Raw genomic sequence first — 12,327 nt, forward strand, 5'->3', positions numbered from 1 at the left:
TACAAGCTTGTGCGCTAACAACCAAGCGGTTGCTCAGCCTCGAGCTCTATTCTTCGACAATCTCGGTTCTTTCGCCCTTTCTCTATAGTGATCCTTTGTTATGTCTGATTTTGCCAACGCTACCTATCGCCGTGTCAATAGTGACTCCGATAACTCATCTCTGCGTGCCACAGGTGGGAATACTAAGCCCCTACGTATCGCTATTAATGGCTTTGGACGTATAGGCCGAAACGTATTACGTGCACTACTTGAGCGATTTGAAGTGCTAGGTCGATCGATTCATGTAGTGGCAATTAACGATTTGGCACCCGCTGAAACCTTACTGCATTTATTAAAGTTTGATAGTACTCATGGGCGTTTGAGCCGACTGGGTATTGATGCCAAAATTGTCCAAAACGGCATTACTGATAAGCAGCAAAAACTATCTCCCAGCGCAAAGAATGAGATTGAGCTGTGTTTAAGCAAAAATGATTTAACTTATTGTATTCGCTTGCTCTCGAGAAGTGATCCAAAGATGCTACCTTGGGATGACCTCGATATCGATGTAGTACTGGAGTGTACCGGAAATTTTCGCTCTTACGAACAAGCGAGTTTGCACATCGCATCAGGTGCGAAACAAGTCATCATAGGAGCCGCGCCCTTCGATGATGTCGATGCTTGTATTATTATGGGTGTTAACAGCGATGAGCTGACTTTGGATCTGCCGATTATCTCTAGTGTCTCTTGTACTACTCAAGCCCTAGTGCCGCTGATTGACACTTTAGATAAAGCCTTTGGGGTAGAGTCAGCGATGATGACTGAGATTCATGCGGTTACTGCTGATCAGACGGTGCTAGATCAAGCCCATCGTGACTTAAGACGCGCACGGGCTTCAGGCTATAATATTATCCCGACTACTTCTAGTAGCATTGCAGCGACTGAGCGGGTACTACCAGCGATGATAGGCAAAATAAATGGTCATTCCATTCGAGTGCCAACTATTGATGTGGCGGCTATCGATGTAACGTTTGTATTTGGCAAAGCAGATGTCACTGTAGAAGATATGCGTGAAGTCCTTAAATCAGCTAGCCAAGCCCATTTAATCAATATCATGGCCTATACCGATGAGCCTTTGGTATCCAGTGACTTTATCCATCAAACCGAATCGCTGATTATCGATGGTCAGCAGCTGATGCAAGTTGGCACTCAGTATAAAGTGTTTGCTTGGTATGATAATGAATGGGGTTATGCTAATCGTCTACTCGATATGTGCTTGCATCTTTCCTCTAGCAAACAAGCCGATACTAAATAGAAGGTTGTTAAACCGGTATTTGACTACTAAATGTCCAGTAGACAGGCCTAAAGTCGGCAATAAGCTAATAAATAATGCCTATTCGCAAAATAATTTCACTTTTTTTATTTAACCTCTTGCATTCTCATTTCATATCGCTATAATGATGCACAAATGGAGACGTGGCAGAGCGGTTGAATGCACCGGTCTTGAAAACCGACAAGGGTTAATAGCCCTTCGAGAGTTCGAATCTCTCCGTCTCCGCCAAATTTAAGTAGTACTTAGTATAATTAAAAAGCCCTAGTCATTATTTGACTGGGGCTTTTTTTCTGTGCTTTTATTAGCTAATAAATGTATGTAAGAAGGTTTTTAGCTTCGAGGTATCAGCTTTTCAGCGAACTCTATCTTTTGCCCATCAGCCAAAGTTAGCGTACCTTCAGTTATTTCAATGGTTACGTCTTGCGCGTTTTTAATAGCGCGCATCACATTGATATCTTCGATACTGCTTTCAATAATGATCTTACCTGACTGCTCAGGGGTAATAGGAGTTTCAAACAGAGTAAGGGGGACATTAAAGCGTTTGCCCTTAGTAAGCTTAGCATCTTTCATTAGCAGCTTACCTTTAAAACTCTTGATAGGCACAGTGCCATGATTGGATAGCATAAACGATAGCTTGACTTGAGTTAAGCTATCGTTATCACTAGTTTTAACCGAGAGTAGGGCGATAGGATAAATCTGAGTATCAACTTTAGCTACTGTCTGGCTAGCGCCTACAGGACTCTTTTTACCAGTTGGATTATTAGGATGCAGACGCTCATACTCGCGCTGCTGCACTAAGGCCTGCTTTATCGTCGTACTTGGCATGGCTCCTGACTCATAAGCATCACTTAGCTTCATACGTATCATATAGCGGCTAAGCAGACCTCTATCGGCCTCAGAGAGCTTCTCAAAAGTATCGCCGAGCTTTTTTTGCCACTGATTAGAGTCAGTAGGAATGGTTTGTTTGCTAGGATCGGATTCTGACGTCGAGCAGCCACTGATGGCTGGTATTAATGCTAAACCGCAAGCGAGTAGTAATGCCGTAGCCAAACCTTGTTTTAAGACCGCCATCATCACTCTCCTTATAAATTATTATTAGCTTTTGCCAGTGCTTTATTATTTACGGGTATTAAGCGGTTCAAGATGATGCTAAGTATATTCAATATTCAGTTAAATCAATAATTCTTTTAAATCAGTAACCATAAGTAGCATCTAGATATTTTGCTGCTGCTATTCAATATACCGTGTTTTTAGCATTTAGCTGTAACTATATATTTTGTTGAATTATCTAGGTAGGTGCCTTAGTTTGCTACTAGCTTTAAATGGCTAAATTTATCAAAAGATAGACAAACAAAAGGCTAAGCACTATTAAGCAAACTTAGCCTTATTATTTATCTTTTTGAGACGCTCATTGTAATTGTACGTATGCCTATACCTATGCCTAAATTTGACAGCAATAGATAACACTCAGCTACAGCTATCACTTGGAGTCTTGTAGCTCAGATAGAGGGTGAGTAATGTTGTTATTGTGAGTTATGACGATAGCTTCATCGATGATACGTTGGCTAACTCCGCGCTTACGTAGAGTCTCAATAAATACCTCGTCATGCGCTAAGGTATAGTCCTGATGGTCACGATCGAGACCTTGACGAATATACAAGCGAATCAAACCTTGGATACGTTTAAAACCAAGCTCTGATGAAGTAGCGGTCAATAGCTCAATCATCTCCTCAGATAGACGAATACTAATAGGGCGCATGACTTTTTGCGGATGATCAGAGAACTTATTTTTTATACGTACAGGTATCATAATAAACCATTACTATTGATGAGTAGGAATAAATATCTTCAGCGAAAATGGTGGTAGCTACCACTATACTTTAGGCAGCTATTGAATTGGTAGTCTCAAATATATTGAGACTGCGCCATAAAATATACAGTATGAATAAAGGTGCTAATAAACAGCTCTTAGTTACCATACAACAAAATCAGACAAAAAAATACTGCAGCCGCTAAAATAGCAGCCATAAAAAAACCTTCATCATAGTTTGATGAAGGTTTTTTATAATATGGCTCCTCAACCTGGGCTCGAACCAGGGACACACGGATTAACAGTCCGACGCTCTACCAACTGAGCTATTGAGGAATAACTGGTCATAACTAAGAACTTAATAGACGCAGAAATATGATCTAGTCCTCGTTACGTGAGGCACATTTTAGCCAAGTAGGCACAGACTGTCAACCTTATTAATGCATTAATTATAAAAAACTAGCTGTAGCTGGTAATAATTCGCTTTTATAAGGCGAAAACCTTAAATAGCGAGGTGGTAGCAGAGTAGTTTAAAGTTAATAAATAGCCTGTATAGGCAGGGTGATATCTAATAAAAGATAACGGTAAGCAACAACTGTAAAAAATAGCCATAAAAAAACCCCCATCAAAGTGATGAGGGTCTTGGCATATGCCATAATCGAATCAAATATGATTCAATGCAGCTAATAAATAACTGCTAAAATTTGGCTCCTCAACCTGGGCTCGAACCAGGGACACACGGATTAACAGTCCGACGCTCTACCAACTGAGCTATTGAGGAATAAAAGGTTATTACCTTAAGCTTAGTAACCGCTGTTATGAGTTGTTGCTAAGTGGGGCGTATTCTAGCAAAGATAAAAAATAGGTCAAGCCTTTTTTTTCCCTTTTAAATATTTTTAGGATTTATTAATCCCTCTAGCTAGTTAATCCATTGATTTTAATGACTTAATATTCAGCAAAAAAAGACGCCCCATTTAGGGCGTCCTGATACAATTATCGTAGTAATAGCTGATAAATCCTACTACTAGTTATTCAACAACTTTAAAGCTAGGAACGTCTAGATCGGCAACTGCGCTCTCGATACGGGCTAGTGCGTCTTTTAAAGTCGCCTCATCAGTGGCATAAGAGATACGCATAAAACCACCTAGACCAAAAGCATCACCAGGAACTACCGCAACGCCTACTTTTTCTAGTAACCATTCTGAGAATTCAGTACAAGAAGATAAGCCAGCAGCTTTAATTAACGGCTTGATGTTAGGGTAAACATAAAAAGCACCGTCCGGACGTAAGCAAGTGATACCTTTGATAGCATTTAAGCCGTTCACTACTAAGTCGCAGCGTTTTTCAAAAGCTTCGATCATAGGTTCTAATACGCTTTGATCCCCACTGATAGCGGCTTCTGCTGCCACTTGGCTGATTGAAGTTGGGCATGAAGTAGACTGTGATTGAACTTTTTTCATCGCACCAATCAATTTGGCAGGGCCACCGGCGTAGCCGATACGCCAACCAGTCATTGCATAAGCTTTAGAGACCCCATTTAAGATAATAGCGCGCTCTTTAAGCTCAGGTGCTGCGTTTAAGATGTTATAGAACTTGTCCTTAGTCCAGCGGATATGCTCGTACATATCATCAGACACTACATAGACATGCGGATGCTTTTTAAGGACTTCAGCAAGCGCTTTAAGCTCTTCTAAACTATAAATCATACCCGTTGGGTTAGAAGGACTGTTAAGTACTAACATTTTAGTTTTATCAGTGATAGCCTCTTCTAACTGCTCAGGAGTGATTTTGAAATCTTGCTCTTCTGGGCATTTAACGATGACTGGCACGCCTTCGGCGATGATAACCATATCTGGATAGCTGACCCAATACGGTGCTGGAATAATAACTTCGTCACCAGCATTAATAAAAGCTTGGGCTAAGTTGAAAAACGACTGTTTTCCCCCTACGGATACTAAGATTTCATTGGGCTCATAGCTGATATCGTTATCCCGTTTGAACTTCTCGATGATCGCTTTTTTAAGCCCTGGAGTACCATCAACTGCCGTATATTTAGTAAAACCGCTATTAATTGCTTCAATCGCTGCTTGTTTAACGTGTTCTGGCGTATCAAAATCAGGCTCACCTGCCCCTAAACCGATGATATCTTTGCCAGCTGCTTTAAGCTCTGAGGCTTTATTAGTGATGGCAAGAGTAGGGGATGGTTTGATACTGTTAACACGGTCAGACAGTTGCAATTCGCTCATGAGAAATCCTTGTAAAAATCAGTAAAGTGGATGGATTTGGATGCTGTAGATACGGCTTATAGGGACTTAGATATTGGCAAAAGATCATAAACGCGCTGCAGAATTAGCAGACTATAATATGAGCCTTTTAACCAAGGCGAAACCCTTGTAAATAACCCTATAGTTTTTAGGTCGCCATATTGTAGCATGTAGATATTACCCTGTCTTAAGTTGCTACTGACAGAAAACAATGTAGCCAAGTTGGGCAATATATCGGCAAACGGTCATAGTTTTATAGTAAATATAAAACAGAAATTCATAGTATGAATTCAAACTATAGGCCAAATAATTGGCCGCTCATGATTGCCTGCAAAGTGACTACAATAACGACACCTTCACTCGAGATTAATTGGCTATGATAAACCATAGTCAAATTAGAAATAAAGGTTGAGACTATTTAGCTATTTAGCTCTGCCGGCTTGACCCTTAACGAAAGATAGCGTGACCGTCTTAACCGCCCACTAACAGGAGAATTATAATGACTGACTCTCGCAATAAGCTCAACATCGTTATTACCGGTGCCACTTCTGGCATAGGTAAGCAGTTAGCAAAAGACTATCTTAGCTCAGGTCATAAAGTTTACGCTGTTGGGCGTGATGAGGAGGCCTTGGCGGAGCTTAAAGACTTAGGGGCAGTACCTATTGCTCTAGATTTAATGGATCGCCAGAAGGTGATTGCCGCTTTTGCAAAAATTGAGCAAATCGATCTAGCAATTTGTGGGGCGGGTACTTGTGAGTATTTGGATATGCCAAACTTCGATAGTGAAGTATTTATGAAGGTCATGTCGGTGAATATGGGCACATTATCGCATGCTATCGAAGGTGTTTTACCGAAGCTTATTGCCTCAAAAGGGCGCTTAGTTGGTATCGGCTCAGCCTCCGCTTATGTGCCTTTTGCGCGTGCAGAAGCTTATGGTAGCTCAAAGGCCGCCATTCACTATCTGATGAAAACCTTGCAGATTAGTCTAGCACCGCACGATGTTGCTGTGAGCCTAGTAGTGCCGGGTTTTGTAGAAACGCCTATGACTAAGCAAAATGATTTCCCAATGCCATTTTTACAAACCCCAGAACAGGCCAGTCAAGCTATTCGAGCCGGTATTAACAAAGGCAATGAGGTCATTGAGTTCCCTAAAAAATTAACCATCCCACTAAAAACTTTAGGCACACTGCCTGATATGGTTTGGCAACAAGTCAGTCAAAAGCTTAATAAGAAGTAACTAGCGGATGACAAGTTTGTTAGCTCACATTATTACTATAGTGCTCTAACTGCCAATAAATGCGCTAATAAGTTTCACAGTTATATTTGGTCTTTTAAAACCCTGTAACTATAGTTTTTTAAAGGATCGAAATATAGCCATAGCCATAGCCATAGCCATAGCCATAGCCATAGCCATAGCCATAGCCATAGCCATAGCCATAGCCATAGTCTTAGTAAGTTAAAACCAGCCAGCTTAGCTAGAGTGGTAAATTAAAGACAATTAAGGAAAAGTCGGTATGTCGTTTATCGGTGGTAAAATCAACTCTAAAAAAAATAAGCTTAACAAAGCGGCTTCCATAGCAGCGACAGATAAACAGGGCAAGTCTTCAAGCGCCATAGCTAGTAGCAATAATAAAGTCAGTAATGCTGGCCAAAAAAAGCGAGTCGCCATCATTGGCTCTGGGGTCTCAGGGCTGACTTGTGCTCACTATTTGGCTAAGCTGCATGAAGTAACCTTGTTTGAAGCTAGCGATTATATCGGTGGTCATGTCAATACTATCGATGTCGAGTTGCAAGCAGGCAAGAAGTCAAAGCAAGTAGAAAAAAGTGCAATTGATACGGGTTTTATTGTCTTTAATGAGCGCACGTATCCGAACTTTTTTCGTTTACTGCATGAGTTAAAGGTGCCGTTTCAAGCTACTGATATGAGCTTTTCAGTAAAAAACACTGCTCGAAATTTTGAATATAATGGTCATACCCTTAATACTTTATTGTCACAACGAAAAAACGTATTGAACCCTAATTTTTGGCGCTTTATAAAAGATATATTGCACTTTAATAAGCATGTCCAGCAGTTACGTAGAGACTTTGAAAGCGACCGCATGGCAGGGCAAGACGTTAGTCAGTATACTGAGCAAACCCTCGGCGATTATTTAGCCAGTAAACGTTACGGCAAGCTATTTACCGATAACTACCTATTGCCTATGGTTTCAGCGATTTGGTCAACTAGCTTAGAGGAAGTAGCCGACTTTCCTTTAGTATTCTTTGCGCAATTCTTCGATAATCATGGCTTGTTAGATGTGGTCAATCGTCCACAGTGGTTCACCATAAAAGGGGGCTCTAAACAGTATGTTAATAAGCTGATTCCACGCTTTATAAAAGCCGGTGGCACAGTACGGATCAACAGCCCAGTACAGTCAGTCACTCGTCACGATGGTAAAGTTGCTATCGTTATAAAGACGGTCTCTAATAGGGAAAGTCATACTGCCAGTACTAATGTCAAAGCTAACAAGGACACCAACAGTCCTACTGCTAATACTAGTGAAGCACAAGCCCTTATATTCGATGAGGTGATCTTTGCTTGTCACGCTGATACAGCGCTACGCTTGTTAGTTGATGCTAGTAATATCGAGTCAGAAATATTGAGTCATTTCCGTTTTACTAGCAATACTGCGGTACTGCATACCGATAGTAGCGTATTACCAAAAAGGTCATTAGCTTGGGCGAGCTGGAACTATCTGCTTGAGAAGTCAGCCGATGAAAACAGCCAGCCAGCTAGCAGACCAGCTACTAAGCCAGTTCTGACTTATCATATGAATATCTTGCAGCGCTTAACGAAGCAGCACAATTATTTAGTGACGCTTAATCCGGCGGCCTTCAATACGACATTAAGTAAAGGCATTGATAAGGCGCAAGTGATTAAGAGTATTGATTATAGCCATCCTGTCTTTGATAGTCCTATGATCGAGGCGCAAAAACAATGGTCACAGATCTCTGGCAATGGCTCACATAGCCACTTTTGTGGTGCGTACTGGTTTAATGGATTTCATGAGGATGGGGTACGCAGCGGCCTACGAGTCTGCCAGTCACTAGGCAGTACTATTACTATCGAAGATGAGGTAGATGCTAGTCACTTACCCGATGCCGAAAGCGCTCACACGCCTTTTCGTTATCAAGACTTACCTATCAAGGCAGACAAGTCAGCTCGTAAGCTTAGCAAGCGTCAAGTAGTCACTGCGACTACTAACCAAGAGCTAAATGACTATATAACGGCTCTAAAACCTACTGCCGATAAGATGATTCAGCAGAAAAAACGAGGATTGCTGGCCCGCCTTATTAATAAAAAACCTCTAGCTAGATAAAAGGTTTAGCCAAATAAAGGTCAGCCTACTTTGAATCTGAGCTAATAATATCGCTATAAGAGAGAGTTTTATGTGTGCTGATACCTTTTATACCTCTGATACTTTACTAGACAATAACAGCTGCTTAGACTCGGCTCCTAGTTTGCCTCATTTACTGTTTCATGGCACTACATGGCACAGTCGGCTACTACCTAGTGCGCACAAATTTGCTTATCCGTATCGCTATTGGGGGGTCAATATCAGCGCTCTGGCAACAGGACAGCCATTGCCAGAAGTAGGGTTATACAGTGTGAGTGACTCAACATCAGTCACTGAGCCAACAGTAAGGCCTGACTCTTTAACGTCTAAATTACTAAGCAGTCGGCTGTTTACTAATAGCAAACTAAACGGATTAGCGTTATTTTCAGCAAAGCACAGCGCTATCCAACAGTTTTGTCCTAGCGATTATTTACATCAACCAGACAACGAAGAACCGCAAGGCGAGCTAGATAAGGATAAGCGTAAAGCTCAGCGTCATACTGGCTATTATAACAAAGTGCAACTGCAAGCAGCCAATGAGCAGCTATTAGCACGCTTAAATGCGGCATTTATTGAGCAGACGGGTAGTGCCCCTACAGGTGATATGCTCGGCTTAGTGGTTTGTCGCAATGCCGGTTTGTACTTTAGCCCAGTGAATTTTTATTTAGGTTTTGATGAGCAGCAAATACCGAGTCATTTATTGGCTGAAGTATCTAATACTCCATGGGATAAGCGTCATTATTATGGATTTTTATTACAGGGTGCAGATAGCGAGTTTTGTCATGACAAAAACTTTCATGTGTCACCTTTTAACCCTATCGATCAGCAGTATTGCTGGCAAGTTTCTATAAAACACACCTTAGAGGATATTAAAAACAGTACCCTGAAAAATACAATGGCCAATACTAACATTGACACTCAAGCTAATAAGTCGCTATTAGGTGGTTTACAAGTTCGTATCGCTATTAATATTAGTGATGTGCGAGGTGAGGTATTGAAGACGGGTATCAAGATGATCGGAGTACCGATGAGCGCACCTGCTGTTCGGGCCAGTTTGGCTAAAAACCCCCTAATGAACGCCACCTCACTAACACGAATCTACTGGCAGGCCCTTAAACTCTATGCTATCAAAAAAGTACCTTATGTTGGCTACGATGAAAAGTTGGCCGATAGTAAGCAAGCTAAACAGCGCTAACCAATAAATCTACGACTGTTATGTGTAACTGGCACAGGCTATTTGTTAGCAGCACTTACTTTAGTTACATTTTTGATAATTAAAACTAAACAGTTATAAGGTATCCTTTTAGTGCGTTCTCATTTACTTGTGCTTTTATATAAATAAGCAATAATCCTAGGATTTTTATGACCCTTTTATCAAAACTACCTAAGCATTTATCTAAAGCTTTATTCGCTGCGGCTGTATTAGCTAGTGCAACGAATGTGGTAGCAGCAACTACAACTACAGTTGCCAAATCTAAATTAGTATTACAACAGTCAAATATTTCATTAGCCTTAGCCAATCAGTTGGTCGAAGCGACTATGGAAGCTTGTCATGCAGAAGGTAAGTCTGCTGTGGTAGCAGTCGTTGACCGTGCTGGTAATCTAATAGCTTTACAACGTGATGATAATGTTGGTCCGCACAATACTGATGCGGCTATTCGCAAAGCCTATACTGCTCTATCTACTAAAACCCCATCGCGTACTTTGGCTGATAATGCTCGTGCTAATCCAGATTCAAGCAACTTAAATACGGTACATGACTTACTACTTATTGGTGGCGGTGTACCGATCAAATTTGGTGGTGAAGTAATCGGCGCTATCGCTGGTGGTGGCGCTGGCGGTGCTGTACAAGATGAAAGCTGTGCCTTACAAGGTATCGAAAAAGTTCTGCCAAACCAAAAATAGTAAAGCGAGCGCTGATTACCTATAGGCTCAATGGTGAGACAGAATTGAATCACTATAAAAGATTAAGATAGACGAGTGGTAATTACTCTTAGGGTAGTTACCACTTATTTTTACTTCCTTTGTAATTATTGATTACCTTTGTTTTATATGTATTTTTTCATACTTCCTTTAGCATACTATAGCTTTGTACTAAGCTGTTTTAATGCCTAGCCAAACTTAGACAGGATACTAGTCATATGCCAGCACGCCCTACTAATCGTACGCCCACTTCAAAACTAGGTAAGCTCAATGCCCGTTTAAGCCAAACCGTTAATGATAGCGCTGTCCTTAAGCCTATGCTGAAGCCGGTAAGTCTTAGTGTCAATTACTTGGCTAGAAAGGCGATATTTCAGGCGTTAAAGCACCTACAGTTTGGTAGTTTGACTCTCATCGAAGATTTTGAGCAAGGCGTGCCTAGCAACCAAAATTTCGGTAGTGCTGAGGCGCAAGCGGTAACTGATACTGTCGCTACCTTGAACAGCTCGACGGTTGGCCGCCATCCATTGCAGGTGACCTTGACGATCCATGATAGTAGTGTCTATCGTCAACTGTTATTTGGTGGCTCTATTGCTTTAGCGGACAGCTATATCAATGGTGAATGGGATACTGAAGATCTGACTGGCCTTATAAGATTAGCCGCTCGTAACTTGGCAGTACTCAACAAGCTTGAAAGCCGCTTTGCGGGGGTTAGCCGGACTTTTGAGAGGGCTAAACATCAGCTGCGTAATAATGATGAGTTAGGTTCTAAGTCAAATATTTTAGCCCATTATGATTTGGGCAATGCTATGTACGAGCGTTTCCTAGATAGTACGATGATGTACTCCTCCGCTGTATATTCGACGCCTGAGACCTCGTTAGCTCAAGCACAGCAGCACAAGCTGGCATTGATATGCCAACGGCTGCAACTCAGTGCTGACGATCATGTGATAGAGATCGGTACTGGCTGGGGCGGTTTCGCAATTTATGCCGCGCAGCACTATGGCTGTAAAGTAACGACTACTACTATCTCAGATGCGCAATATCAAGAAGCGCAACGGCGGGTGCAGCTAGCAGGACTAGAGGACAAAGTGACTCTACTCAAGCAAGACTATCGTGAGCTGACTGGGCACTATGACAAGCTAGTCAGTATTGAGATGATAGAGGCAGTAGGGCATGAGTATTTACCTACGTTTTTTGCCAAATGTAATGAGTTGCTTAAGCCTACCGGCCTGATGGTATTGCAAGCGATTACCTTTAATGATCAAAACTATCAAGAGTACTTAGGCTCGGTAGATTTTATTCAGACTCATATCTTCCCTGGTGGTTGCTTACTATCGAATCAAGAGCTGAATACTCAGTTTACTGAACAGACTGATATGGTCATCAAGCAATTACATGACTATGGCTTTGACTATGCTTACACTTTGCGTGATTGGCGAGCAGCCTTTATGGATCAGCGTCAAGAGATCAAAGCGCTTGGCTATGATGAAGCCTTTATTCGCTTATGGGAGTTTTATTTCTGTTACTGCGAAGGAGGGTTTTTAGAGCGCACGATTGGGGTGGTACAAGTGACGGCGGTCAAACCTGATAATATTGACACTATGCATCTCTTTGCTCTAACCGCTACTGATAATTGACACTAGG

The 12,327-nt window shown here is 41.6% G+C and carries 9 protein-coding genes and 3 tRNA genes; 7 read left to right on the forward strand and 5 right to left on the reverse strand.

Annotated features, from left to right (window positions below):
• Positions 1-100: 100 nt before the first annotated feature.
• Positions 101-1,291 (forward strand): type I glyceraldehyde-3-phosphate dehydrogenase, encoded by a 1,191-nt coding sequence (locus tag KPY62_RS12600; protein WP_216582739.1) that lies wholly within the window; start codon positions 101-103, stop codon positions 1,289-1,291.
• 155 nt (positions 1,292-1,446) lie between these two features.
• Positions 1,447-1,537: transfer RNA gene (locus KPY62_RS12605), tRNA-Ser, on the forward strand.
• A 102-nt stretch (positions 1,538-1,639) separates the two neighbouring features.
• Here the strand turns inward: KPY62_RS12605 and KPY62_RS12610 are convergent.
• From KPY62_RS12610 to KPY62_RS12630, 5 genes are all read right to left on the reverse strand, one after another.
• A complete protein-coding gene (locus KPY62_RS12610) occupies positions 1,640-2,383 on the reverse strand; it encodes a hypothetical protein (RefSeq protein WP_228730692.1) in 744 nt (247 codons plus the stop codon).
• Between the two features lie 406 nt (positions 2,384-2,789).
• Positions 2,790-3,119: a CopG family transcriptional regulator gene (locus KPY62_RS12615; protein ID WP_216582741.1), complete on the reverse strand. Its 330-nt coding sequence runs from the start codon at positions 3,117-3,119 to the stop codon at positions 2,790-2,792.
• Positions 3,120-3,379: 260 nt separating this feature from the next.
• A tRNA-Asn gene (locus KPY62_RS12620) sits at positions 3,380-3,455 on the reverse strand.
• A gap of 369 nt (positions 3,456-3,824) precedes the next feature.
• Positions 3,825-3,900, reverse strand: a tRNA-Asn gene (locus KPY62_RS12625).
• Between the two features lie 247 nt (positions 3,901-4,147).
• Positions 4,148-5,365, reverse strand: coding sequence for a pyridoxal phosphate-dependent aminotransferase (locus tag KPY62_RS12630; protein ID WP_216582743.1), 1,218 nt, complete (start codon positions 5,363-5,365; stop codon positions 4,148-4,150).
• A gap of 517 nt (positions 5,366-5,882) precedes the next feature.
• Between KPY62_RS12630 and KPY62_RS12635 the strand changes: the two genes are divergently transcribed.
• The 5 genes from KPY62_RS12635 to KPY62_RS12655 all read left to right on the forward strand — a co-directional run bounded on the left by KPY62_RS12635 (position 5,883) and on the right by KPY62_RS12655 (position 12,320).
• Positions 5,883-6,620 (forward strand): SDR family NAD(P)-dependent oxidoreductase, encoded by a 738-nt coding sequence (locus tag KPY62_RS12635; RefSeq protein ID WP_216582748.1) that lies wholly within the window; start codon positions 5,883-5,885, stop codon positions 6,618-6,620.
• Between the two features lie 277 nt (positions 6,621-6,897).
• Positions 6,898-8,742, forward strand: coding sequence for an NAD(P)/FAD-dependent oxidoreductase (locus tag KPY62_RS12640; RefSeq protein ID WP_216582753.1), 1,845 nt, complete (start codon positions 6,898-6,900; stop codon positions 8,740-8,742).
• 70 nt (positions 8,743-8,812) lie between these two features.
• Positions 8,813-9,955, forward strand: a complete 1,143-nt coding sequence (locus tag KPY62_RS12645) for a DUF1365 domain-containing protein (protein WP_216582755.1) — start codon at positions 8,813-8,815, stop codon at positions 9,953-9,955.
• 167 nt (positions 9,956-10,122) lie between these two features.
• Positions 10,123-10,665, forward strand: coding sequence for a GlcG/HbpS family heme-binding protein (locus tag KPY62_RS12650; protein ID WP_216582757.1), 543 nt, complete (start codon positions 10,123-10,125; stop codon positions 10,663-10,665).
• Positions 10,666-10,901: 236 nt separating this feature from the next.
• Positions 10,902-12,320, forward strand: coding sequence for an SAM-dependent methyltransferase (locus KPY62_RS12655; RefSeq protein WP_216582759.1), 1,419 nt, complete (start codon positions 10,902-10,904; stop codon positions 12,318-12,320).
• The last annotated feature ends 7 nt before the right edge of the window (positions 12,321-12,327 follow it).

The organism is Psychrobacter sp. TAE2020 (assembly GCF_018919485.1).
Lineage (GTDB): Bacteria > Pseudomonadota > Gammaproteobacteria > Pseudomonadales > Moraxellaceae > Psychrobacter.

What these genes read in the sequence shown, in the direction of transcription:
- KPY62_RS12600 (WP_216582739.1), top strand. Translation starts at nt 101, where the DNA reads ATGTCTGATTTTGCCAACGCTACCTATCGCCGTGTCAATAGTGACTCC.
- KPY62_RS12610 (WP_228730692.1), bottom strand. Translation starts at nt 2,383, where the DNA reads ATGATGGCGGTCTTAAAACAAGGTTTGGCTACGGCATTACTACTCGCT.
- KPY62_RS12615 (WP_216582741.1), bottom strand. Translation starts at nt 3,119, where the DNA reads ATGATACCTGTACGTATAAAAAATAAGTTCTCTGATCATCCGCAAAAA.
- KPY62_RS12630 (WP_216582743.1), bottom strand. Translation starts at nt 5,365, where the DNA reads ATGAGCGAATTGCAACTGTCTGACCGTGTTAACAGTATCAAACCATCC.
- KPY62_RS12635 (WP_216582748.1), top strand. Translation starts at nt 5,883, where the DNA reads ATGACTGACTCTCGCAATAAGCTCAACATCGTTATTACCGGTGCCACT.
- KPY62_RS12640 (WP_216582753.1), top strand. Translation starts at nt 6,898, where the DNA reads ATGTCGTTTATCGGTGGTAAAATCAACTCTAAAAAAAATAAGCTTAAC.
- KPY62_RS12645 (WP_216582755.1), top strand. Translation starts at nt 8,813, where the DNA reads ATGTGTGCTGATACCTTTTATACCTCTGATACTTTACTAGACAATAAC.
- KPY62_RS12650 (WP_216582757.1), top strand. Translation starts at nt 10,123, where the DNA reads ATGACCCTTTTATCAAAACTACCTAAGCATTTATCTAAAGCTTTATTC.
- KPY62_RS12655 (WP_216582759.1), top strand. Translation starts at nt 10,902, where the DNA reads ATGCCAGCACGCCCTACTAATCGTACGCCCACTTCAAAACTAGGTAAG.